The 26409-nt window shown below is 43.0% G+C and carries 30 protein-coding genes and 1 pseudogene; 23 read left to right on the top strand and 8 right to left on the bottom strand.

Features of this window, described 5'->3' with window-relative positions; all coding sequences use genetic code 11:
• The first annotated feature begins 3 nt into the window (after positions 1-3).
• The 11 genes from C6Y02_RS03230 (at position 4) to C6Y02_RS03180 (ending at position 10275) form a co-directional block, all read left to right on the top strand.
• Entirely contained in the window at positions 4-1416 is a 1413-nt protein-coding gene (locus C6Y02_RS03230) for a capsular polysaccharide export protein, LipB/KpsS family (protein ID WP_106030635.1), read from the top strand.
• Positions 1417-1437: 21 nt separating this feature from the next.
• Positions 1438-2616, top strand: a complete 1179-nt coding sequence (locus tag C6Y02_RS03225) for a DegT/DnrJ/EryC1/StrS family aminotransferase (RefSeq protein ID WP_106030634.1) — start codon at positions 1438-1440, stop codon at positions 2614-2616.
• On the top strand, positions 2613-3488 hold the full coding sequence (locus tag C6Y02_RS03220; RefSeq protein ID WP_106030633.1) for a GNAT family N-acetyltransferase: 876 nt from the start codon (positions 2613-2615) through the stop codon (positions 3486-3488). Before C6Y02_RS03225 ends, C6Y02_RS03220 begins: the two co-directional genes overlap by 4 nt.
• A 1-nt stretch (position 3489) precedes the next feature.
• Complete coding sequence (locus tag C6Y02_RS03215) at positions 3490-4614, top strand: N-acetylneuraminate synthase family protein (RefSeq protein WP_095285657.1); 1125 nt, start codon at positions 3490-3492, stop codon at positions 4612-4614.
• Positions 4604-5344: a cytidylyltransferase domain-containing protein gene (locus C6Y02_RS03210; RefSeq protein ID WP_034660381.1), complete on the top strand. Its 741-nt coding sequence runs from the start codon at positions 4604-4606 to the stop codon at positions 5342-5344. The genes C6Y02_RS03215 and C6Y02_RS03210 overlap by 11 nt, the downstream gene beginning before the upstream one ends.
• Positions 5341-6369: a PseG/SpsG family protein gene (locus tag C6Y02_RS03205; protein WP_034660379.1), complete on the top strand. Its 1029-nt coding sequence runs from the start codon at positions 5341-5343 to the stop codon at positions 6367-6369. Before C6Y02_RS03210 ends, C6Y02_RS03205 begins: the two co-directional genes overlap by 4 nt.
• A 2-nt stretch (positions 6370-6371) precedes the next feature.
• A complete protein-coding gene (locus C6Y02_RS03200) occupies positions 6372-7112 on the top strand; it encodes a sugar phosphate nucleotidyltransferase (protein ID WP_034660377.1) in 741 nt (246 codons plus the stop codon).
• Positions 7109-8074 (top strand): dTDP-glucose 4,6-dehydratase, encoded by a 966-nt coding sequence (gene rfbB, locus C6Y02_RS03195; protein ID WP_034660376.1) that lies wholly within the window; start codon positions 7109-7111, stop codon positions 8072-8074. Before C6Y02_RS03200 ends, rfbB begins: the two co-directional genes overlap by 4 nt.
• A gap of 3 nt (positions 8075-8077) precedes the next feature.
• Positions 8078-8932: a dTDP-4-dehydrorhamnose reductase gene (gene rfbD, locus C6Y02_RS03190; RefSeq protein WP_060597528.1), complete on the top strand. Its 855-nt coding sequence runs from the start codon at positions 8078-8080 to the stop codon at positions 8930-8932.
• Positions 8925-9380, top strand: a complete 456-nt coding sequence (locus C6Y02_RS03185; RefSeq protein WP_060597527.1) for a dTDP-4-dehydrorhamnose 3,5-epimerase family protein — start codon at positions 8925-8927, stop codon at positions 9378-9380. The genes rfbD and C6Y02_RS03185 overlap by 8 nt, the downstream gene beginning before the upstream one ends.
• A 103-nt stretch (positions 9381-9483) precedes the next feature.
• Entirely contained in the window at positions 9484-10275 is a 792-nt protein-coding gene (locus C6Y02_RS03180; RefSeq protein ID WP_269202091.1) for an SDR family oxidoreductase, read from the top strand.
• A gap of 13 nt (positions 10276-10288) precedes the next feature.
• On the opposite strand, the gene C6Y02_RS03175 is transcribed toward C6Y02_RS03180, so the two are convergent.
• The 6 genes from C6Y02_RS03175 to C6Y02_RS03150 all read right to left on the bottom strand — a co-directional run bounded on the left by C6Y02_RS03175 (position 10289) and on the right by C6Y02_RS03150 (position 16388).
• Positions 10289-11482 (bottom strand): aminotransferase class I/II-fold pyridoxal phosphate-dependent enzyme, encoded by a 1194-nt coding sequence (locus C6Y02_RS03175; protein WP_189288288.1) that lies wholly within the window; start codon positions 11480-11482, stop codon positions 10289-10291.
• 17 nt (positions 11483-11499) lie between these two features.
• Positions 11500-12921, bottom strand: a complete 1422-nt coding sequence (gene bacD, locus C6Y02_RS03170; RefSeq protein ID WP_106030632.1) for an alanine--anticapsin ligase — start codon at positions 12919-12921, stop codon at positions 11500-11502.
• A 15-nt stretch (positions 12922-12936) separates the two neighbouring features.
• Entirely contained in the window at positions 12937-13698 is a 762-nt protein-coding gene (locus C6Y02_RS03165; protein WP_106030631.1) for an SDR family NAD(P)-dependent oxidoreductase, read from the bottom strand.
• Positions 13695-14402: a 3-((4R)-4-hydroxycyclohexa-1,5-dien-1-yl)-2-oxopropanoate isomerase gene (gene bacB / locus C6Y02_RS03160; RefSeq protein WP_106030630.1), complete on the bottom strand. Its 708-nt coding sequence runs from the start codon at positions 14400-14402 to the stop codon at positions 13695-13697. The genes C6Y02_RS03165 and bacB overlap by 4 nt, the downstream gene beginning before the upstream one ends.
• A 1-nt stretch (position 14403) precedes the next feature.
• The gene (locus C6Y02_RS03155) at positions 14404-15006 is read right to left on the bottom strand and encodes a type 2 periplasmic-binding domain-containing protein (RefSeq protein WP_060597521.1); all 603 of its coding nucleotides are present in this window, start codon (positions 15004-15006) and stop codon (positions 14404-14406) included.
• A 149-nt stretch (positions 15007-15155) separates the two neighbouring features.
• On the bottom strand, positions 15156-16388 hold the full coding sequence (locus C6Y02_RS03150) for an MFS transporter (RefSeq protein WP_060597520.1): 1233 nt from the start codon (positions 16386-16388) through the stop codon (positions 15156-15158).
• Positions 16389-16533: 145 nt separating this feature from the next.
• Here C6Y02_RS03150 and C6Y02_RS03145 point away from each other — a divergent pair, with 145 nt between their 5' ends.
• The gene (locus C6Y02_RS03145; RefSeq protein ID WP_041816025.1) at positions 16534-17013 is read left to right on the top strand and encodes an Lrp/AsnC family transcriptional regulator; all 480 of its coding nucleotides are present in this window, start codon (positions 16534-16536) and stop codon (positions 17011-17013) included.
• A gap of 13 nt (positions 17014-17026) precedes the next feature.
• Here the strand turns inward: C6Y02_RS03145 and C6Y02_RS03140 are convergent, their stop codons facing one another.
• A complete protein-coding gene (locus tag C6Y02_RS03140) occupies positions 17027-18187 on the bottom strand; it encodes an MFS transporter (protein WP_106030629.1) in 1161 nt (386 codons plus the stop codon).
• A 67-nt stretch (positions 18188-18254) separates the two neighbouring features.
• The gene (hemQ, locus tag C6Y02_RS03135) at positions 18255-19025 is read right to left on the bottom strand and encodes a hydrogen peroxide-dependent heme synthase (protein ID WP_003215092.1); all 771 of its coding nucleotides are present in this window, start codon (positions 19023-19025) and stop codon (positions 18255-18257) included.
• A gap of 240 nt (positions 19026-19265) precedes the next feature.
• Here hemQ and pta point away from each other — a divergent pair, with 240 nt between their 5' ends.
• From pta to C6Y02_RS03080, 11 genes and pseudogenes are all read left to right on the top strand, one after another.
• Complete coding sequence (pta, locus tag C6Y02_RS03130) at positions 19266-20237, top strand: phosphate acetyltransferase (protein ID WP_034660357.1); 972 nt, start codon at positions 19266-19268, stop codon at positions 20235-20237.
• A gap of 186 nt (positions 20238-20423) precedes the next feature.
• A complete protein-coding gene (locus C6Y02_RS03125) occupies positions 20424-20834 on the top strand; it encodes a YwqH-like family protein (RefSeq protein ID WP_106030628.1) in 411 nt (136 codons plus the stop codon).
• A complete protein-coding gene (locus tag C6Y02_RS03120; protein ID WP_106030627.1) occupies positions 20827-21105 on the top strand; it encodes a YwqI/YxiC family protein in 279 nt (92 codons plus the stop codon). The genes C6Y02_RS03125 and C6Y02_RS03120 overlap by 8 nt, the downstream gene beginning before the upstream one ends.
• Before the next feature lie 11 nt (positions 21106-21116).
• A complete protein-coding gene (locus C6Y02_RS03115) occupies positions 21117-22640 on the top strand; it encodes a T7SS effector LXG polymorphic toxin (protein WP_106030626.1) in 1524 nt (507 codons plus the stop codon).
• A gap of 16 nt (positions 22641-22656) precedes the next feature.
• Positions 22657-22983, top strand: a complete 327-nt coding sequence (locus tag C6Y02_RS03110) for a hypothetical protein (RefSeq protein ID WP_034660349.1) — start codon at positions 22657-22659, stop codon at positions 22981-22983.
• A 194-nt stretch (positions 22984-23177) separates the two neighbouring features.
• Positions 23178-23792 (top strand): annotated as a pseudogene (locus C6Y02_RS19410) (polymorphic toxin type 50 domain-containing protein); the annotation flags it as partial.
• 21 nt (positions 23793-23813) lie between these two features.
• Positions 23814-24146: a hypothetical protein gene (locus C6Y02_RS03100; protein WP_106030625.1), complete on the top strand. Its 333-nt coding sequence runs from the start codon at positions 23814-23816 to the stop codon at positions 24144-24146.
• Between the two features lie 227 nt (positions 24147-24373).
• Positions 24374-24646: a hypothetical protein gene (locus C6Y02_RS03095; RefSeq protein ID WP_106030624.1), complete on the top strand. Its 273-nt coding sequence runs from the start codon at positions 24374-24376 to the stop codon at positions 24644-24646.
• Positions 24647-24803: 157 nt separating this feature from the next.
• Positions 24804-25109 carry an SMI1/KNR4 family protein gene (locus C6Y02_RS03090; RefSeq protein WP_223253279.1) on the top strand — a complete coding sequence of 102 codons (306 nt, stop codon included), beginning with the start codon at positions 24804-24806 and terminating at the stop codon, positions 25107-25109.
• A 170-nt stretch (positions 25110-25279) separates the two neighbouring features.
• Positions 25280-26125 (top strand): octanoyl-[GcvH]:protein N-octanoyltransferase, encoded by an 846-nt coding sequence (gene lipL, locus C6Y02_RS03085; RefSeq protein WP_060597514.1) that lies wholly within the window; start codon positions 25280-25282, stop codon positions 26123-26125.
• Positions 26126-26144: 19 nt separating this feature from the next.
• Positions 26145-26378, top strand: a complete 234-nt coding sequence (locus C6Y02_RS03080) for a DUF5970 family protein (RefSeq protein WP_034660341.1) — start codon at positions 26145-26147, stop codon at positions 26376-26378.
• Positions 26379-26409: the final 31 nt, after the last annotated feature.

The raw sequence follows: 26409 nt of genomic DNA, 5'->3' as shown, positions 1-26409 counted from the left end.
GAAGTGTCGCACTATATTCATCATTATTGGCAGGTGTACTTTGAGTATGTGAATCTCATGAAGGATTTGTCCTATAAACAAATTCCTCTTGGGTTGATCAGCAATTTCTATCAATATATCAGTCCTGAAGTAAGGGAACGCATGGAGGATGAAGCATTCGGTCAAGAATTGACAACCGATTGTCCATTGCCGGAAGAGATTCAGCCATTTTTTGATCAACATAAACAGCAGATCAAGCGAATTGCTTATCGTCCGGCGAATGGAAAGGTATTGCTTCACTTTGAACATCTGCGTTTTACTGAACAAAATTACACGCGGTTCCATCCGAGTCAAACGGTGGTGCTCGCTCGCTGGAAGAAGGCAGATTATTTCGGTTTACCTGTCATCAGCAAGCCGGAATTAGCCGGAGAGGTTAATAAAGAAGCCCATGCTGAATATATTGAAAAAGCAAATGCTCTCCTTAAACCTTACGCAAAGCACCCCGTCTTTGGCAATGTCTTTTTTAGAGAAAAGCTTCGGAAGGACATTGTGCAATTTATTGATGTGATTGACCAGACAGAAGTTCTATTTCAGATGGAGCCAATTGCAGCCGTCATTGTGGGGACGACGGAGGATGCTTACAGCCGCGTACTGGCACTGCAAACAGTGAAACGCCAGCTCACGAGTATCTGTCTTCAGCACGGCGCACTTATGGGAGACGAAGCCTTTTTGCCGATTTTCACGACGTGCCATGGGGTGTTTGGAAAGTATGAAAAGGACTGGTATGTAGACAAAGGCTGTCAGCCGGAACAGGTGGAGATCACAGGTCATCCGAGGTTTGATTTGGTGAAGGATCGAACGCCGCTTCAACAGGAACTCATCTTTCGTAAATTGAACTTCAATCCTGCCAAAAAGACCGTGCTTGTGGCAACGCAGCCGTTCTCAGAAGCCTTCTATGGTGATGTTCTTAAAACGATTGCAAAACGGAAAGACATTCAGTTGATCATGAAGCCGCATCCGTGGGAAATTGCCCGAAACCGATTAAATGAGTATGTGTCCATTGAACGAGCTGGAAATCATGTGAGATTGATTAAAAAAGATATCGACTTATATGACCTGCTGCCATATATGGATATGGTCATTACGCTCACATCAACCGTCGGTCTTGAAGCAATGCTCTTTGAAAAGAGTGTGCTGATCGGGAAAATGACAGAAGGCAGAAGATACCCTTATTACGAGTCGCTTGGCAGCTATCATATGGAAAACCCTGTTGAACTGGCTGAGAAAGCCATTCGTATTTTGTCGGATGATCAAGAGATGAAGCTGGCAAAGCAGCAAGGAGCTCAATTCATTAAACAACATTATCCGCATGCGCGATCGACCGATGTTCTGCTTTCTCTGCTTAAAACAAAAACAGGTGTGGATTTTCAGAGATGAAGATAGGGGTGTGCAAGCGATATGGAAAAAAAGAGAGCGCAATTTCTTCCTTATGCCCTGCCGTTGATTGAGCAGGAAGAAATTGACGAAGTCATTGGAACATTAAAATCCGGCTGGCTGTCAACCGGACCAAAAGTAAGACAGTTTGAAGAAGAGTTTCGGCAGCTGACCGGTGCAAAACATGCGATCGCTGTCAATTCATGTACGGCTGCTTTATTTTTAGCCTTAAAGGCTAGAGGGGTTGGGAATGGGGATGAGGTGATTACAACGCCTCTGACATTCTGCGCAACAGCCAATACGATCATTCATACAGGGGCAGCACCTGTATTTGTCGATATTGACCCAGCGACTCTCAATCTCGATGCAGAGAAACTAGAAGCGGCGATTACACCACATACAAAAGCGATTGTCCCTGTTCATTTTGCTGGTCAATCGTGCGATATGGACCGGATTTTAGCCATTGCCAAAAAGTACGATCTATTTGTGCTCGAGGATGCCGCTCATGCTCTGTATACAACGTACCATGGCCAGCCCATTGGAGCGATTGGTGATGCGACTGCCTTTAGTTTTTATGCGACGAAAAACATAGCGACTGGAGAAGGCGGCATGCTGACGACAAATGATGATGCACTTGCCGCACGAATCAGAAGACTAGCACTCCATGGGATGAGCAAGGGAGCGTGGAATCGTTATGGAGAAAAAGGAACGTGGTACTACGAGGTCGAGGAACCTGGCTATAAAATGAACATGTTTGATGTGCAGGCATCATTAGGGCTTGTCCAGCTAAGTCGTCTGGATGATATGCAGGCACGGAGAAAACAAATTGCGAAAACATACAATCAGGCATTTCAAAAAGAAGCAGGGCTGATCCTGCCGCCTGTCCATCATGAGGGAAGACATGCATGGCATTTGTATGTACTGCAAGTGGATCCAAAAGAAGCATTCATCACACGCGATGAGCTGATTGATCAGCTGCAAAAGGAGTATAAAATCGGCACGAGTGTTCACTTTATCCCTGTTCATTTGCATCCATACTATCAACAAACCTACCACTATTCACCAGAGGATTTCCCTGAGTCACTCGCTTACTACAAGCGGACACTCTCACTGCCTCTTTATCCAAGTATGACCGATGAAGATGTGCAGGATGTCATCACTGCGGTGTTGTCTATTTTAAAAGATCAGAAGGCATCTTCATGAAGGCCGTTCATGCAATAGACGATCAGGTGCTGTCCGCTTGGCTGGAGAAATACGGCCAACAAGCTGAACAAATGAAAGGCTTCAAGCAGTTTGGTCTTGTCAGTGGCGCCCAGCTCAAAGCGGTGCTGTTATTCGACTGGTCAAAATGGGAAAGCGGCATATTTGATCAGCATATTTTTCATGTGAAGTTTGCGGAAGCTGAGTCATCATCTGCTTTTCAAGAATTGATGGAGCGCTTCATCAATTGGATGAGAACAGAAAAATGCGATTTTTTCTTTTTACGTCTTGAAGCGGCTGATCTTGAAAAAAACCGCATCGTCCAAAGGCTGTCACATGTGTACTATGTGGGCGGTCTCACTCGGCTTGAGGCGCCGCCGGTTCACATGGAGGTGCCATTAACAGGTGAAGATGTGGTGATAAGTCTGCCGGATGAAAAGGAATACGATGAGGCGGTTTCACTTGGTCATCAGGCTTTTGTGAAAAGCCGGTATGCACTCGATCCATTTTTAGACCAGAATGTCGTCCAGCATTTCTATCAAGAATGGATGAGAAACAATTTGCTCGGACGTGCAGATATCAATCTCGTGGCAAAGGTGAACGATGAAGTCGTGGGCTTGATACAAGGGATGACCAAGGGCGATGAGATGGCGCTTGAGCTGTTTGCGATTAGACCGGATGTACAAGGAAAAGGGATTGGGAAAAAACTGTTTATCGAGATGATGAAGGTCTCTTATGAGAGAGGGCATCGATTTATTTCTGCCGGAACACAGCTGCATAACACAACCGCCATTCAGCTTTACGAAAAGATGGGCTTTAGAACAACAAATGCCTTCTTGTATTACCATGTATGGCCGAAAAAAGGAGAGAGATAAGATGGCGCATTTCTATATTGGAGATCGCAAAGTGGGGGATGGTGCGCCTGTTTTTATCATTGCAGAGGCAGGCATTAACCATGATGGAAAGCTGGATCAGGCGCTTGCTTTAATTGATGTGGCAAAAGAAGCAGGTGCCGATGCAGTGAAGTTTCAAATGTTTCAAGCTGATCGGATGTATCAAAAGGAACCGGGTTTATACGAAACAGCCAAGGGAGAAGAGGTATCCATTTTTTCTTTAGTCGAACAAATGGAGCTGCCGCCAGAATGGCTGCCAGCTTTATTGACGCGCTGCGAGGAAAAAGGGCTGATGTTTTTAAGCACAGTGTGTGACGAAGAATCTGCGGATCTATTGAATCAAACCGATCCGCCGGCTTTCAAACTGGCATCCTATGAAATCAATCATTTGCCTCTTTTGCGTCACACGGCTTCTTTTCAAAAGCCCATCATTTTCTCAACAGCCGGAGCCACTATTGCAGATGTTCATGAAGCATATGAGGCGATTACAAGCGAGCAAAACCATCAAGTCGCCATTATGCATTGCGTAGCAAAGTATCCAGCACCTAGAGCTTATACGAATCTTCGTGTGCTTCAAACCTTAGCCTCGGCTTTTCCTGAGGCAGTCATTGGCTTTTCTGATCATAGTGAGCATCCAACTGAAGCCCCTGTTGCCGCTGTGAAGCTTGGGGCAGCCATGATTGAAAAGCATTTCACGGTAGATAAGACGCTGCCTGGGGCCGATCATTCCTTTGCGCTCGATCCAGAGGAATTAAAGGAAATGGTTCAGCATATTCGAGCGGCGGAAAAGGAACGAAATCAATCAGAAGCAGACACTCATTCTGTGTCAGAGGAGCTCCTTGGCAGTTCTTATAAAACGACAGCAGCCATTGAAGGGCAGATTCGTAAATTTGCGTATCGAGGGATTTTTACAACAAAAGGTATTGCAAAGGGCGAGACTTTGACAGCACAAAACATAGCCGTATTACGTCCAGGACAAAAAAGCCAAGGTCTGCATCCGCGGTACATGGAGATTTTACTTGGTGCCAAGGCTGTGAGAGACATCCCAGCCCATACAGGCGTTTCGTGGAAAGATGTGCTCATGCAGGAGTCCGAGCATGATCAATGATGTGCTCTTTGTCATACAAGCTAGAATGGGCTCAACAAGGCTGCCAAAAAAGGTGATGAAACCGATCGGCGGTATGGCACTGATCGATTTCATTGTTGAACGGGTAAAGCAATCAGATCATTACAATCACAAAACCCAGAACCTCATGATTGCCACAACAGTCGAGGCAGAGGATGATCTGTTGGCTCAATATTGTTTATCAAAGGGCTATAAGGTATTTCGCGGTAGTGAGATAGATGTACTGCAGCGATTTGCGCAGATTGTCCGTCATTTTGAACCGCAAACCATTGTCCGTTTAACGGGAGATAATCCATTTATAGATCCAGCGCTTTTGTCGAAAATGGTTGAAGAACATAGACAGAAGAAGGCTGATTACACGTATACGACTGGAACGCCACTCGGTATTTCCGGGGAAATGATCGACGCATCAATTTTACGTGAAATCGACAATTTTCCCCTTACGCAGCCGGAGCGTGAGCATGTCACTCTGTATATCCGAAAGCATCCTGAGCGATTTCAACTGCAATTATTCACACCGCCCAAAGAACTCGCATATCCTGCTTATCGATTCACGATTGATACAGAAGAAGATTATGTATTTGCCACCCGTTTACTTGAGAAAGCTGGTGGATCTATTGCTGTGCCTACGGCTGAGCTTATCTCCATTTGTGAACAAGATCCTGATATTGTTCGGTTGAATCAATTTGTGAGACAGAAGGATGCTGAATGAATAAAAAAATCATGATTGTTGTGTACGGTGGTTTTTTAAGAGGGATGGGGCATGTCGCCAGAATGAGACGGCTGGCAAAAGAATTGTTTCAAGAAGGAAACGACTTATATTTCTATACAAATGAACAGATTTGTGTAGAAATGCTCTCGCATCCAGCTTGGCACGTTCATTTAGTGCAGGAACCAAACGTATTCCTTCAAATGGAGCAGGACATAAAAGAGCTGAATCCTGATCTTCTGCTGATTGATGTGCTTGATTGTGACCTCCAGTTTCTTCGATCGATCAAAGCGTCCTCCGGCTCTGCAAGGCTGGTCTTATTTGAAGAAGAAAGAGCAGAAGCCTGTCAGCTTGCTGATGCTGTCGTGAACGGCATTTATGGTGGTCTGGACGAAAAGCGTCTGCAAGTAAATGGAACGGACTATTTTTATGGAACACCTTATTTATTGTTAGATCACGAGATCAGCAGATTAAAAGACACATATGAGGTTCGAAAAGAATGCAAAAAGGTGGTTATCAGCCTTGGAGGCAGTGATCCAGGCGGATTGTTATCAAAGGCTGTATCAGCACTCTTCGAAGCTGGCCATTTACACATTCTAGCGGTTACAGGAAAAGCCTCTCGCATCGAAGAACAAATCGAGGCTGCGCATATTCAATTCATTCGCCATACGGATCAATTACCTGCCCGTCTTGCAGAAGCCGATCTGGCGATTGTTGCTGGCGGGATGACGTTATATGAGGCAGTTTGTATCGGGGTGCCCAGCATTGTCCTTTCGCAAGTAGACCACCAAGCAGTGACAGCCACTCGTTTTGCACAAAAGGGAGCCTGCCACCATCTTGGATTAGGTGACCTTGTGGATGAAAAGGATATATGGCGTGCTGCTCGAAGACTATCCGCCAGTTACTTTCTCCGCAGGAGCATTCATCTCAATGGACGGTCACTCATTGATGGAAAAGGAACCGAACGAGTGAAAAACATTCTTATACACCTCATGAATCATCACCAAAAAGAACATAAGGATGTGTAGATGTGAAGGGAGTTATTTTAGCAGGAGGAAAGGGATCACGACTGGCACCTTTAACGAAGATTTTCAATAAACATTTATTGCCGGTTGGTCCATATCCAATGATTTATTGGTCTTTGTTCAAACTGAAAGAAGCAGGGATTTTAGATGTGATGGTCATATCACAAGAAGAACAAATCCCGCTGTTTCAAAAGCTACTTGAAGGCGATCAGGAACTCGGGATGAACATTGTCTATCAGGTACAGCCTGAAGCTTCTGGAATTTCGGACGGTTTATCCTATGCAAAGCCCTTTGTAGAAGAGGAGAAATTTGTGCTGATGCTAGGTGATAATGTATTTGAGGATTCGCTAAGCCCTTTTGTTGAAGCCTTTCAGCAGCAAGAAAGCGGAGCGAAGGTTCTGTTGAAAGAAGTGGCAGATCCAAAGCGGTTTGGCATTGCAGAAATTGATGCCGCTCACCACCGGATATTATCAATTGAGGAAAAACCGGAGCATCCGCGTTCATCTTACTGCGTCACAGGCATCTATTTTTATGATCAAGAAGTCTTTCAATATATAGAGAAAATCTCGCCGTCAGATCGAGGCGAATTAGAGATTACAGATGTAAACAATCTCTATATCTCAAATAGCCAGCTGACCTATGATATGTTAAAAGGGTGGTGGATTGATGCAGGAACACATGAATCTCTCCACCAAGCATCTACGAAAATGTTTGAAACGATGAAGAAAAAAGAGGGATACGAATGACGAAGTCTTATTTAATTACAGGCGGAGCGGGATTTATTGGACTAAATTTTGTGAAGCTGCTGCTTCAGGAAACCGATGTCCGGCTCACTGTTTTTGACAAGTTAACATATGCCAGTCATCCAGAGGAGATGGATGAATTATTAAAGCTGTCTCATTTTCGTTTTATTCAAGGGGATATCACCCTTCAGCATGAGTTGGATCAAGCATTTGATGAAGTCTATGATGCCATCATTCATTTTGCAGCGGAATCCCATGTTGATCGCAGTATTGAATCGGCTGAGCCCTTTATTCAAACCAATGTGCTCGGCACCTATCGTATGCTGGAGGCAGTCTTAAAAGGAAAGGCGAAAAAACTCATTCATATTTCAACAGACGAAGTATATGGAGATTTGGAGCTGGATGATCCTGCTTTCACAGAACTAACACCACTTTCACCGAATAATCCTTATTCAGCAAGCAAGGCGAGTTCAGATCTGCTTGTGAAATCTTATATCCACACTCACCAATTACCCGCGATGATCACACGATGCAGCAACAACTACGGACCGTATCAGCATGAAGAAAAATTAATACCGACTATTATTAGAAAAGCGATCAATGGTGAAAAGATCCCGATTTATGGAGACGGCCAGCAGATTCGCGATTGGCTGTATGTAGAGGATCATGCGAGAGCTGTAAAGCGGGTCCTTGAAAACGGAACAGCTGGGCAGGTGTACAATATTGGCGGCGGCAACGAGAAAACGAATCTCGATTTGACCCAGACCATTCTGACGCAGCTCGGGATCAGTCATGACCGTATTGCGTTTGTTCAAGATCGAAAAGGGCATGACAGACGGTATGCCATTGATGCCAGTAAGCTGAAACGGGAGCTCGGCTGGACGCAGGAGACGTCATTTGAAGCAGGTATTGAAAAAACGATCAATTGGTATTGTGCCAAATTTGATCAGGGCGAAGAAGGGTGACGGATGAAAGTTTTAATCACCGGTGCAGGCGGGCAACTAGGGAAAGAATTGAGCAGACAGCTCAAGGAAAAAGATATCACCGTCATTGCCTTAACGAGGAGTATGCTCAATATCGCAGACCAGCAAGCAGTCAGACACGCAATGAGACACTTTCAGCCTGATATTGTTGTCAGTGCAGCAGCATATACATCTGTTGATCAATGTGAAACAGAAACGGAAAAGGCGTATCTTGTCAATGGCATTGGCGCCTATTATACAGCGCTGGAGGCAAAGAACGTGGGGGCTGATGTGTTACATGTCAGTACAGATTATGTATTTGACGGGCAAGCAGACAGCCCTTACCAAGTCGATGCACAAGCAGATCCTCAAACCATTTATGGAAAAAGTAAAAAGCTTGGTGAGGAATTGATTCATCTCGTGTCAGACGAAGTGAAAATCATCCGTACATCTTGGCTATACGGACATGAGGGACATAACTTTGTGAATACCATTCTTAGGCTCGCAGAAACAAAGGATCATTTGCGCATCGTGAACGATCAAGTAGGATCACCTACTTATACAAAGGATGTCGCAGAGGCAATCATTCATTTGTTTGATCAAAAAGCAGGGATTTATCATGTCAGTAACCGAGACAGCTGTTCTTGGTTTGACTTTGCGTCAGAAATTGTCGCAAAAAGCGGCCTGTCTACGACCATTGAGCCAATTTCCACGGAAGAGTACGGCTTCCAAACGCCTCGTCCAGCCTATTCTGTGTTAGACCTTCAAGCGATTGAAGCCACAGGCTGGCAACCAAGACATTGGAAGGATGCACTTCATGAATATTTGCAGAAAGAAGGGAGATGGCATCAGCATGATTGATGGTGTACAAACGAAAAAACTCATGAAACATTGTGATGATCGCGGCTTTTTTGCAGAGCTCATTCGAGATGATGAGCCGATGCTGAAACGCTTTGGGCAGGCATCGTGGTCGAAAAGCTTTCCAGGAGTGATCAAAGCCTTTCATTATCATGAAAAGCAAGACGACGTTTGGTTTTTCCCAGCAGGTCATGCCCAGGTCGTTTTATACGATTTGCGTGAGGATTCTCCTACAAAGGGTGAAACCGACGTGTATTATATGGGGGAAGACAATCCAATGCTGCTCCTCATCCCAAAGGGTGTCGCACATGGCTACCGGGTACTAGGCGAGACGCCGCTGCAAATTGTGTATTTCACGACAGAATCCTATGATCCGAAAAACCCAGATGAAAAGAGAATCGCTTGGAATGATGAGACGATCGGATTTGATTGGGAAACGACATTTAAATAAAGAACAGAGGCCTTTCGCAGGAGAAAGGTCTTTTTTTGTTGAAATACATTCTATATGTGTCATTGTATGTATGTTTACTAAGTTGAGTAGAAAAGGGATGTGGATGAGTTTGTCTAAAAGAATTGCATTTGTCACAGGGGCAAGTACCGGGATTGGAAAGGCAATTGCTATAAAGCTTGCCGCCCAAGACCATGTAAAAGTCATCATCAATTCTAGAAATCAATCCTCACTAGAAGATGCGCAGCAGCACATTGGGCGTATGGCAGAAACAAAAGAGCCGGTGTCTCTTTTCTGTGGCGATATGTCCCATGAAGGAGTGCGAGCTGAGGCCTTTGCGGCAATAGAAAAAGAGTTTGGCAGACTGGATGTGTTGATTAATAACATTCCAGGAGGGAAGCCAGATACTTTTGATTCATGTGAAAGTGAGCAGATGCTGGCAGCATTTTCTCAGAAAGCCATTGCGTACATTGATACGATGAAACGTGCGGCAGCGATGATGAAAAGACATGAATACGGCCGGATCATTCAAATTGTCGGGAACCTCTGGAAGGAACCTGGTGACCAAATGTTTACGAACAGTATGATGAATGCAGCGATTATCAATGCTAGTAAAAATGCAGCCACACAGCTTGCGCCCTCAGGAATCACAGTAAATTGTTTAAACCCAGGATTTATTGCTACAGATCGGTATGAACAATTCATCGGAAACATGATGCGTCAACAGTCATTATCACGCGAAGAAGCTGTAAAAGCTGTTGCGTCAGGAATCCCGATGCAAAGAGTAGGTTCAGCGAGTGAAATGGCTTCATTAGCCGCTTTTATCGCATCAGAGGAAGCCTCCTATGTCACCGGACAGCAAATATCCGTCGATGGTGGTTCAATGAAAAGTATATAACATGAAAAACCCGCTATATGCGGGTTTTTTGATGAAAGCGAATCGGCAGTATATGGAGCCGATCGATAAAAAGGGCAAGCTGTTCAATTGGCGCCACCATTGAGATGCGGACATGACGTCTTCCATGTGCTCCAAATACACCCCCAGGCGTCACGACGACATCTGCATGCTCGAGTAAATAGTCGGCAAAAGCATGAGAATCCTCGAAATCATCAGGGATCGAAGCCCATAAATAAAAGGCGCCGGCTGGACGTTCAATGGTCCAGCCAAGCTGCTTCTCCGCTTGACGGATGAAGAAATTCATTCGTTCAAGGTAGACTTCTTTCAAGGATTGAATATGACAGTCATCACTTTGTAAGGCAATGGTGGCGGCTTGTTGAAATCCGCCATACATACTGACAAACACATGATCTTGGAAGGCGTTTATGGCATGAATGATGTCCTCATTCCCTACAGCAAAAGCGACTCTCCATCCTGCCATATTGAATGTTTTGGATAAAGAATATAATTCCACGCCTACTTTTTTTCCAAGAGGTGCCTTTAGAAAGCTTACTGGTTTTTGCTCATAATGAAATGAACCATAGGCAAAATCATGAATCACATGCAGACCGTGAGCTGAGGCAAATTCCGCAGCTTCTTCAAAAAATGCTTCACTTGCCACAGCACCTGTAGGGTTATTCGGATAATTTAAGAAAAGAACCTTTGCCTTTTTTAACACGTCTGGATCAATTGACGGGAAATTCGGCAAATAGCCATTTTCCTCTTCCAGTCGGATGCAGTATGGCTTTGCGTCCGCCATCAAGATGCCTGAATGATATTCTGGGTATCCAGGATCGGGGACGAGGGCAATGTCCCCTGGATCAAGCAGGCACTGACTCATCACATAAAGGCCTGTTTTCCCTCCATTGAAAAGGGCAATCTCCTTCTGCGGGTCAACCTCAATGCCGAATTCCTTTCTGTAGAAATCTGCAATGGCTTGCTTGAAAAAGTCAAAGCCTCTAAAAGGAGCATATTGCTGAAATTGCAAAGTGCCTGCTGCCTCTTGAAGGGCACTCACAATATGGGCAGGAGTAGGAAGATCGGGATTTCCCTGACCAAGGTTCACAATGTTCGCTCCGTTTTGTGTTTTATGTGCAATTTTCTCAAATACGGTTCCAAATTTTTGTTCTGGCAGCCGTTCAATCATGTTAGATGGTAAGATCTTCACCACGTTACCCTCTCTTTCTATCCCTTCACTAGTTCATCCATTAACTGAATGGTTGCCTGCTTCTGAATGTTACGGATGGATGCGGCAACATCCTGAGAAGACGAGCCTTTTAATTCAAGAGACACGATGCCATTAAATGCTTCAAATAAAGATAGGTCCACAAAGGTCCCTTTAGGTGGGACGGATTCACTGATGATGACAGTATCTCCAACCAAAGTGTCCTGCGGAATATGCACATGATCAATGGTGATGTGTGTGACCTCAGGCGGAAAGTGTCCGCTCTCTTTGAAATGCTGAGGGTATAAATGACAGTCTGCTAAATAATGCGTATGTCCAGAAAGCAGTTCTTTTGGCAAATCAGCCTTTTTTCCATCGACTAATACATCAATCAGCAGCTTGGCCATATCTACCCCAAAGACCTTTTTGATATTCGGAATCATATTCCAGCCAGCAAATCTAGCTGCTGATTCGATTAATCCGGTTTCTCGATTTTTCATGAGCTTGATTTCTGTATGAGTGGCACAGTTTTCAAGACCTAGCCCTTCATTTGCCTTCTTTGCTGCCTCAATGATGAGTTGCTGGGCTTCATTGTCTAGGATCGACGGAGTAATATGAGCCGTTTCTGTAAAACCGATTTGAGGGGTCTTATCATGAATGACAAAAGGGATATATTCACCCTCAACGACTAACCCTTCAACACTGACATAATCAGCGTAGCCGTCCTCTTGATACCAATCCTCGTAAGCACCCTCTAAGTATGTTTCAGCGACAAACGGAGCTTCATACGTCACAGCGTTTGGAACGGGAATGGTTTGCAAATAGGATTGTACGTTTAAAAAGAGATCATCACTGCCGGCTCGGTCATGAAAAAGGGTCACGCCAATGGAGCTTGCTAAGTATGTAGGCTTTAAAATAAGCGGTGTCCCGATATGTTCAATGGCTTGCTGGAAATCAGCTAAAGTAGTGACAGGCTGAGTTTTTACTGCTTTGACCCCAGCCGCGTTGAATGCAGCCCTCATTTGACTTTTATCACGCGCTAATTCAGCTGCCTTTACCCCAGCGCCGCGCAGTCCAAGACGCTCAGCTGCTTTTGCCATTGGTGCAATGAATAATTCATTATTGGTGGTGATCGCATTCGCTTTGAAAAAGGAAGCCACACGAACTAGGTCGTCCACCACCTCTTCCTCGGATTTCAGATAATCGTCATGTGCCCAGTAAATAGAATCTGGGTGTTCAAAAGAAGGGTTTGTGTCAAAATAATCTCGATCTTTGATGACGGCAATGGAGTATTTTTCGATTAGCTCAGCGTGTCCCTTTGTAATAGCAAAGGGTCTCGGGATATAAGAAACGATATGATACGATGCAGCCACGCTTTCGTAAAACATATGGGGCGGGCATCCTCCCAGATCAGCAATGACAAGTACGGTTTTTTTACTCAATGAAAGCACTCCTTTTTATCTAGCGGTGTAACCGCCATCTGCTGTGACAACACTTCCAGTCATATAACTGGATAGATCAGAGGCGAGAAACAGCATGACGCCCGCAATTTCTTCGGGTTTTCCGAGACGAAGTAATGGGTTCACCTTTGCTTTTTCTTTTTTGACAACCTCAAGACTTTCTGAATGATTGTCTAAAAAGGATTTTTCATTTAATGGCGTATCAATAATGCCCGGGGCGATACAGTTCACCCTGATTTGATGGGCGGCATAGTCGACCGCCATGGATTTGGTTAGCTGGATGACACCGCCCTTTGTTGCGTTATATGCAGGGATGTCAGGCCAGCCGACAAGACCCCCGACAGATCCTGTATTGATAATACTTCCGCTTTTCTTTTCAAGCATATGCGGCAATGCATGCTTACTCATAAGAAATACACCCGTCAGGTTGACCTGTACAATGTGGTTCCAATCCTCCAGCGTCATCTCGTGAACGGGGGAGACAATTTCGATGCCTGCATTGTTAATCAAAACATCAATTTTTCCAAAACGGTTCAGCACGAACTGAACGGTTTTTTGACAGTCAGACTCATTCGTAATATCTGTTTTGAAAAACGCAAGATGCTCGTGCGGCAATGATTCGACGAGTTGTTTGCCGCTCTGTTCATTGATATCAGCCACTGCTACTTTTGCTCCATGCTCAAGGAAAAGCTTGACTGCGGCAAGCCCAATCCCTGATGCACCTCCTGTAATCAGGACGACTTTTCCGTCGAGGTTCATTTCTTCACCTTAGACGCTTTTGGCTTCAACCGATTATAGCGGGGAGGGAAGAAGAGATTAATAGACTTTGATGCTTCCGGCTTTGGATTTATCGCACCATGATCTTCCTTTGGATCACAGAAATAAGTGGTGCCAAATTCCATTTTCTCTGTAAAGCCTTCAATGGTCATATCATAACCTCCGCTGATGCAAATGCCGATTTGTTCATTGCGGTGTTTATGAAAAGGCATTTCACCGCCATTTCCAGGAATGTTGGCAATCATGAGCTCCATCCAATCCTCAACAAAAAAGGTGACTTCCATGCCAGGGAGTAAATCCCGTGTTTTGAAAATATCTAAGAAATAAGTAGGAGGAGCCGTATATTCCTCGCCCTCTTTTAATCTCTTAATATCAATGGCGATCGCTTCCTCATCTGTCAGGTTAGATGCGCCGTGAGGGACAAAAGGTGGTGCGATATAGGCTGATTCTAAAGGGGTGAGCAATTGGGTCGATGGGCCGACCGTCATTTGAAGCTCGCCTTTTAATACGATGCCGATTTGTGCTTCGGGATGCTCGTGAGGTTCTATGATCGTGTGAGGAGGGACGTATGAAATTAACACTTCCGTATCACCTCTGACCGTGGAATATTGTGTGACACCATTCTCCCATTCTACTTTTTTGGCTTGAGGAAAATATCGTTCTTGCGTCTTTTGTTCAGTTTGCATATTATATCTCTCCTTTTCCGAATATGGACCAGCTCATTGGGATGCTTTTAAACGTTCGAATGAAGGTGAGGCCGTATGTGGCTCTGGCTACCTCATTAGTTAAAGCGAAATCAAATTCGCCGTCTCTTACTTTTTTTGCGGCAGTACTTGTAGAATTGACTAGCTCAAATTCAGCATTTTGGTGAATGAAATATTGAATCAAATTGACAGGTGCAGGGTGAGAGACAATTTTTAAATGGTGGAGCATTTGTTCTTGAAATGGGAAATCTGGTCTGACAGCCAAACCATACATGGGTGTGTCACATCTGAAAATTTGTAAAAGCTGCAGGTCAGGTCTCATGTAGAAGTGTTTGATTCCTTCGTATGCGTGTGGAACGAGAGTGTATTGGAGTGCGTTAGAGAGAGTATGTTCAATGCAAGTTTCGAACGTGTCGTAAAGGGATAGTTTCGTATGAGTGCCGAGTGTAGTGGTGGAATGAGAGATGAAATGTTTTGCTGCATATTCACTGCTTGTCCCCTCAGGGCCTAGTGTATTGACTGTAAACATCTTAGGTGAAACGATGGGCTCTTCTTTGAAATGAAAAACATCATTCTTTAAGATCATGTTTACCATCCAATCTTTTTCAAATTTTTACTAGATTATAAAAAATAAAATTGGCAATTGTCAACAAAATTTATAAAAAATGTATTTTATGATGATATTAAAAATTGATCTAAAAAACTGCACATACCGAGATGTGCAGTGAAATGAGCTTACGTTTCAAATGTGTTTTTATGTTTCTGCTGTAAGGTTCGTTCACGTTTATAGCTGGCGAAGCTAATGAGAAAACCAACAAGCGTAATGAGTGCACATACAAGCCCTACCGTATGATAGCCGAAATGGACATAGACAGGTCCCATAAGAGCGGAACCAAGCATAACGGCAAGATTGGACGCAAGGCTGTAAAAAGCCATCACTTTGCCTCGGTGGGTTTGGGAGCAGTCGCTTAGGACAGTGCTCAAAAGCGTGACAGATAAACTTTGCATGGCACCCCAAATAAATAGGGCGAAAATCAGCAATGTCCATGAGAAAGGTGCATAAGGAAGTAAGGCGAGAACGAGCGTAATGCCGCCCAGCACAAAGAAAAGAGAACGTGTTTTGCCAAACCAGTCTGCTAATTTCCCTGTAAATACACTCATGGAAAAACCGACGCCGTAAGCCATGATCAGAAGTCCTGCCGTCGATTGCCCTCCAGAAAACAGACTTTGCAGATAAGCTCCTAAGAACGAGTACATGCCATAAAATCCTAGCATATTACAAAATGTCACGGTCAAATAGGCGGGGACACGATCAATTTTCAAAGCGCCCCATATAGAGCCAGCTTTCTCCCTAGCTTGAGGTGCTCCTGTATTCGCTGTGGCGGTTTGTTTACGAGATTCAAGGATGACGAGCAGCAGGACAATGAGACTCATGATGGCGAAAATCCAAAAGGTCCATCGCCAGTTTAAACTCTGCCCGATGAAGGCGCCAATTGGTACACCAAGGACAAGAGAAAGAGACCAGCTCGACACAATGAGCCCCATCACTTTGCCTCGATATTCGTAAGGAACCCGGTCGCCTACAAGAGCATAGGCTGTTGGCACAAATACACCGGTCGCCAGCCCAGAAATGGCACGGCCAGCAAAAAACACTGCCAAATTCGGGGCAGCCGCACACATCACGGTTCCAATCAAAAAGAAAGAAAGCCCGATGATCAAACACAGTTCCCTTGAATACCGGTCCCCTAAAGGAACAAGCAGCGGGGCTCCAACCAGCACAGCTAACCCATAAATGCTGATGGAAAGGGCGAGAATATCAAGAGAGTGCTGAAAGGAGTTTGATAAATCAGGCAGCAGTGGTGAAATCACCAGTTCTTCCGATCCCGCCGCAAAGACGCCAAGTGTGAGCGCGATGGCAAGTGTGATGGGAAACGTTTTAGAAGCCTTGCTGTCTAAAGATTCTTTCATCAGGTGATCCCTCCATACTTGCTTTTTCATTCAATTCCGTTAAAATAAATTCTACCATTATTTAGTTTTATTTTACATTTCGAATCATAAGTATTATCATAAAATACTTTTCAAATGGAACGACTTTCGGATAGGAGAGGTACGAATGAAAATCACCGATGTTGATGTGCATATTTTAAATGAATTGAAAGAAGATGCCCGCTTGTCTATGAGGGAATTGTCCAAACGAGTCAACTTATCCGCACCTGCGGTAGCAGAAAGAGTACGTAAATTAGAGGATGCAGGAATTATTGAAGGGTATTCGGTTCAGGTTAACTATAAAAAATTAGGGCTTATGATTGACTGCCTGCTGGAAGTCACAGTGCTAAACGGGGAGTATCAACGTTTTGTGGCTTTTATGAATCAGCACCCACGCGCTTTTTTTGCTTATCGAGTGGCAGGACAGTCATGCTTTTTCATTAAGCTGTCAGTCGCTTCTCTTGAAGAAATTGAAGCCTTTATTCAGGCAGTGTCTGGGTTTACAAAAACCGTATCTCATATCGTCTTATCCGAGCACTCCTTTTCCCATCCAGTACAGGAACGTGTGAAACAAATAGAAGAGCCAGAAATGACCGTGATGAAATAAAAAAGGACCTGACTCAGGTCCTTTTTGTTCGTCTATCTGACTGATAGCTCATAATCGTAATGATGAGCCCAATGAAGGTTACAGCTGCAGCAAATAACGGAACAAGCTGTAAATGTGTCAGTTCGATGGCGAGACCGCCAAGCGCTGCACCGCCAGCATTCCCAATATTAAAGGCAGAATGACTAAGCGTCGATGCGAGTGTCGGTGCTTCATGTGCCATGTTCATCGTGCGGTATTGCAAGGTAGGAACAAGAATAAATGAAATGATTCCCCAAACAAAAATGGTCAGCACAGCAGGTACTTTGAATTCGGAAGTGATTGTAAACAATAACAGGACAGCCATCAGCAGGATCAGTGTCACCATAATACTCGGCATCAGCTTCCAATCGGCAAGCTTTCCGCCAACTAAATTCCCGATGGTCACCCCAAGCCCGAAGAGAACAAGGATGAGCGTCACCCCATTTTCCTGAAAACCAGTCACTTGCAGCAGGATCGGGCTGATATACGTAAAGGCTGTAAACACACCTGCAAAACCAAAGATCGTCATTGCAAAAGAAACGAGTACCTGTGGCTTTTTCAAAACAGACACTTCATTTCGAATATCCAGTACTTCTTCCTTCGATTGATTGGGTACTAAGCTGATGATACCGATTAAGGAAATGAGACCAATGACGGCAATGACAAGAAACGACATACGCCAGCCAAATTGATTTCCGATGAAGGTACCAAACGGCACACCCAGTACATTGGCGACCGTCAGTCCTGTAAACATGAAGCTGATCGCACTTGCACTTTTCTCCTTAGGCACAAGCCGCGCAGCCATTATGGCTCCGACGCCAAAGAAGGTTCCATGAGCAAATGACGTCAAAATACGTGCGGCCATTAATAGACCGTAAGTGGTCGATACAGCGGCAACAGCATTTCCCGCCACGAACAGGATCATTAATAGAATGAGAAGACGTTTCCTCGACATTTTCCCAGTTGATAATGTTAAAATAGGTCCGCCAACTGCGACACCAAGTGCATATCCAGTAATCAGCTGCCCTGAAGCAGAGATGGATACATGAAGGTCGTTTGCGACGTTTGGCAAAAGCCCCATAATGACAAATTCAGTCATGCCAATTGAAAACGCACCGAGCGTTAAAGCAAAAATAGCGATGGGGAAGTTTTTCATGATGTGATCACCTTTCTAAAAAAATACATAAAAAGGCTTCGGAAAGATCCGAAGCCTTAAGAGTTTATCATACATGAAAATAAGACGCCAGCTGCTCGTTTGCTAATCGGTTTCCGACAAAGAAGGAACCAAATTCGCCGTAGCGTGCACTGACTTCATCAAAGCGCATTTCATAAACCAATTTTTTAAATTGAAGCACATCGTCAGAGAAAAGAGTGACGCCCCACTCATAATCATCAAAACCGACGGAGCCTGTAATGATCTGCTTTACTTTCCCGGCATAGCTGCGGCCAATTAAGCCGTGGCTTCTCATGAGTGATTTACGCTCATCCATGGAGAGCATGTACCAGTTGTCATTGCCAGAACGTCTTTTATCCATTGGATAGAAGCACACGTATTGAGAAGAAGGGAGCTCAGGGTATAGACGCGCACGTACATGCGGGTTCTCATAAGGATCTCCGCCATCTCCGCCTCCAGCTAAGTAGTTGCTGAGTTCCACAACTGAAACGTACGAATAAGCTGGGATCGTAAACTCTGCTAGTCGTGTCTTGTTGAATTCAAGTTCAATTTCACCCAGTTCTTCCATGGTTGGACGCAAAATCATGAGCATAATATCTGCTTTTTGGCCGACAATACTATAGATTGTTTGGCTTCCCGCCTTATCGTGCTCAGCTGTTTTCCATTTTTCTAATAGACCTGTGAACTCATGAAGAATCGCTTGTCGCTCATCACTTGTCAGCAGCTTCCAAGCTGTCCAGTCAAAGGTTCTAAAATCATGCAGTGCATACCAGCCGTCCAGTGTTTGAGCTGCTTCATTGGTTGTATGTTGTTCGCTCATTTATTTCACTCCTATTTACAGTTTTCCATCTGTTCCAACTATAACATAGTTTGTCCAAATGAAGATGTGATCAAAACTTGAACGACGAAAACAACTTTTATGGAAATTGGTTAAATTAGTTTGAAAAATAAGAATTTAATTTGTAAGCGCTATAATGTAAGTTGGTAGTTTGAATTTATGTAGAAGAAGAGTATGCTTAAAAGAGAACGCTTTTTTTGTAAAATCAAGGAGGGTATATAAGTGGCAGATATTTTTTCAACAGTTCAGGAAAAGGTTGCAGGTAAAGGAGTAAAGATCGTTTTTCCTGAGGGAATGGACGAACGCATTCTAACAGCCGTTCAAAAACTAGCAGATGGCAAAGTATTGCAGCCAATTGTTGTAGGTAAAAAACAAGAAGTTGAAGCAAAAGCAAAAGAATTAGGTCTTACACTTGATGGTGTTGATGTGTATGATCCTCATACATATGAAGGTTTTGAAGAGCTTGTACAAGCTTTCGTAGAAAGACGTAAAGGCAAAGCAACAGAAGAGCAGGCAAGAAAAGCATTACTAGATGAAAACTACTTCGGTACAATGCTTGTATATAAAGGTCTTGCAGACGGACTTGTGAGCGGTGCAGCACACTCAACTGCTGACACAGTGCGCCCAGCACTTCAAATCATTAAAACAAAAGAAGGCGTAAAGAAAACATCTGGCGTCTTCATCATGGCTCGCGGCGAAGAGCAATATGTGTTTGCTGATTGTGCAATCAACATTGCACCAGACAGCCAAGATCTAGCTGAAATTGCGATCGAAAGTGCAAACACAGCCAAAATGTTCGACATCGAACCACGTGTGGCAATGCTTAGCTTCTCTACAAAAGGCTCAGCAAAATCAGACGAAACAGAAAAAGTATCTGAAGCAGTTCGCATTGCAAAAGAAAAGGCACCTGAGCTTGTACTTGATGGAGAATTCCAATTCGATGCAGCTTTCGTTCCTTCAGTAGCAGCGAAAAAAGCGCCAGATTCCGTCATCAAAGGCGATGCGAGCGTATTTGTTTTCCCTAGCCTAGAAGCTGGAAACATCGGCTACAAAATTGCACAGCGCTTAGGTAACTTTGAAGCTGTAGGTCCAATCTTACAAGGCTTAAACCAGCCAGTAAACGATCTTTCAAGAGGCTGTAATGCCGAAGACGTTTACAACCTTGCGCTCATCACAGCAGCTCAAGCACGATAATAGTTACGATCAAAAAAGCTAGTTTCGTTTTCACACGAAGCTAGCTTTTTTTGCGCGTGTGAAATAGGTATAAAAACCCAATACCTACGATTCATTTTTCGTTGAATTCGTTTTCAATCATATGCCTCTTGTGCTAGGAAATGGTAACATAACGGAGGACTATTTGAGGAATAGAGGTGTTTGACGATGTCTGGAGCTATCATCGGTTATACAACAGCCTTGTATTCGTTAAAGGCAGACATATCCATAAAAAAAGAACAAATCATAGAACTCAACATGTGTCGAAAAGAAATAAAAGAAGCAAAATCGGCTCTGGCAGATGCTAACAAGAAAATCACTCATCCTGATCTGACATCACATACATGGTTTGGCCGTCTTGCAGATACGTTTGATGACATTCGAGACGAGATGGCATCTGCCAGTCAAGAGATAAAAGGTGTACAGCTGACCAATTTAGTGAATCGAATTGATGAGAAAATCAGTGACCTAAAATCGGAGATCCATTCGTTAGAACATGAGATCCATTCCGTTGAAAGAAAAATAGAGAAAGAAAAGCAGAAACAATTGGAAGAAAAAAGAGGGAAGTCACATGAGTAGAGAAATCAAAATAGATGCCAGTGAAATCAATCGAGTTTTACAACAGGCCAAACAATCAGGCGCTCAAATGAATGCAAAACTTCCAACAACCATCAAAGGGAGAAACCAGCTCCTGGCAGCAGACACATTAGAAAAAATCAACCAACAGTTGAACGAATTAAGTACATCCTACATAGGCATTCTTCAGAAACAGCTTGTACAAACAGAACAAGCGGTGAACACCATGATTGAAACGGACAAGGCGCTTGCCTCCAGCAGTAAAAGAAAATAAAGGAGAACGCAATGAAAACCCTTGACGCCTTTGCGCTAATAAACGGAATTGACCAAACGCTGAATATATTAAAGCAGCAATCACAACAAATCAGCTCTTTAGAAAAACAAATTCATCATATCATTTCACTCGATGGTGCACTAAAGGGAGAGGCGGGACAAGCCATCCGCACCTTTTATACAGAATGTCATATTCCCTTCCTGCAATTCTTTCAGATCGTCATTGAGGAATACAGCACTGCGCTGAAAAACACAAAACAGGCGCTTCATGCTCTTGAATCAAATCAGCACGGCTTGATCTCACAATCATTTATTGAACACGAACTAGATCAAGGACTAAAAAAAGCAGAGCGCACGATATCCGAGATTGTAACAGATGTAAACCATGCCATCGGTAGCATTAGTCATATTGTTCATTTGCCAAATGTAGACGAATCAGCTTTTCAGCAAAACTATCAAAAGGCATGGCTCGAGACCTCAAGAACCATTGGTCTGCTTCATGCATTTGACAGAGAGCAGACAAGCGCTTTACAAGAAACAAAAAGCGCCCTTCAAACAATGAAGCAATACATCAACACGTTAAGCACCATGTTCACCGGCCCAAAAATCGACATCACCACCTATCAAAAAGGGTCTATTTTCAAAAATGGAAAAGAAGAAAAAATAAGCAGCACCATCAGTGGATTGAATGACAAAGTAGATAACCCGAAAGACAATCCGATGACGCTCATGCTGAAGAAACTGAGTGAGAAAGAACGGGCGAATGTGGAGACGGTTGTCCACGAAAAGCCGTCTAGTAAAATCAATCAAACGACCGTGACCTTAAATGGAAAAGTATATCATATAAATGAGTACAAAAAGATCAACTTCGAAAATGCCAAAACGGTTGAGGTCATGCGAGACGGAATGCTGTATCGGTTACGAATATCTGAAAAGAACAAAGTAACAATTGAGAGCGTTAAACCGATGTCAGATGTAAAAACAGGCGATCAACCCCAAAACATCTTAAATACAGCGGTTGAATTTACAGGAATAAACGACGCCATTCGAGCGATTACAGGAAGAGATCCTGTAACAGGTGATAAAGTCGCTGATATGGATCGTTTAGTATCCGGGGTGTACATGGTTCCAAGTACCAACATTGTTAAAGTGGGGAAATATGTTTTTAAAATTATTAAAGGGGAGAAGGTAGCTAAGAGGGTTGAGAAGAGTGCTGGAAGTGCGAGGAATGGGGCTAAAGATTTTGAAAAGTCGTTAGTGAAATTGCCTCCAGCAGAGCGCGTTGCAGCTGTAAAAATAAAAGTAAAAGAAGTTGCTAAAAGTAATGGCTTAATAAAAGATTCAAAATTAAGTAAGATTAATAGTAGGGATGTATATAAAGACCCTAAAACTGGAGATTTATATTCAGTAGATACGCAGCATGGTCGTTTTGAAAAAACAAATAACAAGGGGAAGCATCAAGGAGAAGTTGATTTTGATTTCAAACAAACTAAACCTGCTGATGCATCTGGTGGTCATAATTTAAAAATTAAGTAGAGAGGATGTAATAGAAATGATTGGGAATGATTGGATATCTGTTCGTGAAATTGAAGACGATACTCGAATTTGGGCTGGAACTATAATCAGAGTTTTTAAGGAGGAAATAAATAAGGACAACATAGAAGATAATTTCTATGATTACATCGTTTCTTTTATTTATGATAACAATGAATATTTACAATTAACCTGCCTAACTCAAGGGGAGGGTGGAAATATTGTTTGTATATTGCAAACAGAACCAAATTCTAATTATTCATTAGGTAAGGAATTGAAAAGAATGATGGATGATGGTTCAAACTCTGTTTTTGTGAAATTTTCACCTGAATGTATCGTTAAATAAACCTCTAATATGAGTTGGACAGACCAGATTCTTTTCAAAATAAATGAGAATAAATGAGAATAAGTGATAGAAAAGGTGAGTTTACAGAGATGTCGCTCATCTTTTTTCTATCTAAGTTAGTTTTATGATGGCACAATACAAATCGATAAAGTGATTGGATATTTTGAAGGAACTGATACAGAAAAAATCAAATCCGCAGCTGCGGAAACGCCAAACGCATATTAGACGGTGAAGTCGTCTCAACCACCGAAAACATCATCCTAGAATACAGCGGCATCTACGATGGCTATCGAGCCGTCACAGGCAAAGACCCCGAAACCAGCCAAAACATCAGCAGCACAGACCAAGCTCTGTCCGCAGCTTCTATTATCCCAATCACGAAAATAGTGAAGGTTGGGAAATATGTTTTTAAGATAGATCAAGGGAAGAATGCGGTGAAGAGGGTTAAAACACCTACTTACGGTAAACAATCCGTACCAAAAGGACCGTATTGTGAAGTAAATGGTTTCCCTGCAAAAGTAAAATCAGGAGCTCAAGAAAAACATATTCCAGAAACACCAAATTACAAGCAAGAAGTAGCTAATGGAAAAAAGAAAAGCATTTTTTATGGAGATAATAAAAAGGCACAAGAATTACTTGATAAATATGCTGGATCAGGCAAAGAATTGGGTAAAAATAAAGAAAGGATAGACTTTGGCCAAGCGATAGGAAAATACTATGATATAAACACTGGAAAGTATGAAGAGACTACTAAGGGAATGATTCATTATGGAAAAGATGGAGCTCACATAGTACCAGCGAGACCATAAAATGATGAGGTGAGGTAAAAAATGAGTTATGATCCTTTGATTGGAACATTAATAAAGCATGAAACAAAAGATATGATATTAGAATGGAATAGCGGATTGAAAATATTAGGAAAATTAGATGCAGTTTTTGAAACAAACAATATGTTAGATGAAGATGATATTCATTTTACAGAATATATTGCTGCCGCTTTCCAAGTAAATGATATACTATCTCATCCCGATGAAAACAGTGGAAGTGTATACGATTGGTTAATTCAAGGGAAAAGCTCTTTAGTTGAGATATCTCTTTATGATGATCCACCAAATAAGATTTTGGTAGATGGTCAAATAGTATGGAAATTGACAGATGAATAACAATTGACATCTTAGAATTTTAAATTCAAGCCCTCGTGTAAGAGGGCTTTTTTATATTTATGAGTTAGTGAAATGCTCGAAGTTGACCATAGGCAAAACTGATTTCTGAAGGTTCATAACTGGGTCAGTTTAAGCTGAAATATGGTAACGTATATGTATCATCAACTTCCCATCAATATGAATCACGGTAAAGTACCATTGACTGATCTGAAAAGTAGGAGAGTTCAATGAACAAAAAAGAAGAGCTAATAAATCAAATTCAAACCCTAATAAACTTTTTAGAAAAAGAATATTCACAAGAGATAAATCAAGGTATTCTCCAATTAATATACAAAAGAAATAAAGATGCACAAATTTTTATTCAAAACAATGGAGATCTCCAAAAGATCTTAATCATTGGAGGGGTAAGAGCCTATTTGGATAGTTACAATGACTATTTAAATCCCTTTCTAGATGAATTGCATAAAGCGGAAATTTTACTAAAAGAAATGCTGTATTAGTTTGGACTGCTGTCTATAGTTCCAGATTATCGAATGTATAAAAGAATCATGAATATAGGAGGCTCTCAAACATGATCAATTTCCCTCAAAACCCAAACAGTCACATGAATGAACCAGCAAGTGACAAACACATCAAAGAGGCAGCATCCCAGCTAACATGGTGCTGCCCCATGCTTATAAGGCCTTGCTGAAACAGACAAATGGATGTTCCATTGGAGGCGATGTCCTACTATACGGCACTGAGGACATTGCGGAACGCAATGCAACGTGGGAAGTCTATCAGTATGCAAGCAGCTATGTAGCGATTGGCGACGATGGCGGCGGACAAGTACTTCTCATGCGGCTGGTTGAAGATGAGAAAAAGGTATGGATTGTTGATGCTGGTGTAATGGACCCTCAGCATGCTGAGTTGATGACTGGAAACTTGCTGAAATGGGTGAGTGAGGGATGTATCATTGAATGATCACACTGCTTGAATGCATGAATCACTGAAAAGTAAAACCAAATCATCCAACTGAAACGCTCTGTGACGCCAAATGTCATGGAGCTATTTTGATGATATCTCTCTCATTCTCCCTCCATTCATCCCATGTTATAATAAACACAGTTTATGAACGAGAGGATATGCAGGACATGAAAAATGAACCTATTGAGTTACTGACACAGCCGAAATGGCGAATCATAGATCAATCGAGCCTCGGTCTTTATGTGGACCCGAAGCAATCCTTTGCGATGGATGATACGCTTTGTGCGTCGGTTGGGAAGGGTCTCTCACCAGCGACAGCGCGTTCTTGGGTACATCACAATACGATTGTGCTTGGGATTCAGGATACAAGACTTCCATTTCTGCAAGATGGCGTGAAACTGCTTGAGGAAGAGGGCTATCGCGTCATTGTACGCAATTCAGGCGGCCTTGCTGTGGTGCTGGATGAAGGTGTCTTGAATGTGTCATTAATCTTTGCAGAACAAAAGAAGGGCATTGATATTGACCGCGGGTATGATGCGATGGTGGAATTGGTCCGCCGGATGCTGTCGATGTATGAAGTGGACATTGAAGCCTATGAAATTGTCGGCTCTTATTGTCCGGGCAGTTATGATCTAAGCATCAATGGAAAGAAATTTGCAGGCATTTCTCAGCGTAGATTACGCGGTGGAGTCGCTGTGCAAATTTATTTGTGTGCAGATGGAAGCGGGCGGGAACGTGCCGACTTGATCCGCCGTTTTTATGACGCCGCCTTAAAAGACAAACGAGAAGAAGTGAAGGCAGTATTCCCTGATATACAGCCAGATACGATGGCGTCTTTATCAGAATTAACTGGAGAACCAATTGATTGTGCGCTTCTTATGCGTCTTTTGCTAGAAGAGCTTCAAAAGCTCAGTGATCAGCTGACAGCGTCAGGACTGAACGCAGAAGAACAGCTGGAATTTGAGAAAAACATGACGCGGATGATTGAGCGGAATGAAAAGGTGTTTTCGTAAAAAGAAAGGAAGGGTTCTGGTGAAATCCAAAAACGGCGGTTACCTCTATTTACTATGGCTTCCTGTCATCATGGGAGCCGGCTACGGCATTTCGCTTTTGGTGCCGTTTCTTCAGCCTGTACTGACACTTGGCATCGCAGGTCTTTATCTTTTTATATTTGGTGATTTTCAGGTGAGACAAGTCAGGTATATTTTTATGTTCGTCTTTTTAATTAATGTCCTTTTTAGTGTGATGTTATTTTTGGGTATTTAAAAAGTGCTTCCCGCAGATGGGGAGCACTTTT

The sequence above is a fragment of the Bacillus sp. NMCC4 genome (assembly GCF_002998555.1).
Classification (GTDB): domain Bacteria; phylum Bacillota; class Bacilli; order Bacillales; family Bacillaceae; genus Bacillus.
The sequence above is the reverse complement of the archived record's forward strand: the minus strand, read 5'-3'. Positions and strand labels throughout refer to the sequence as shown.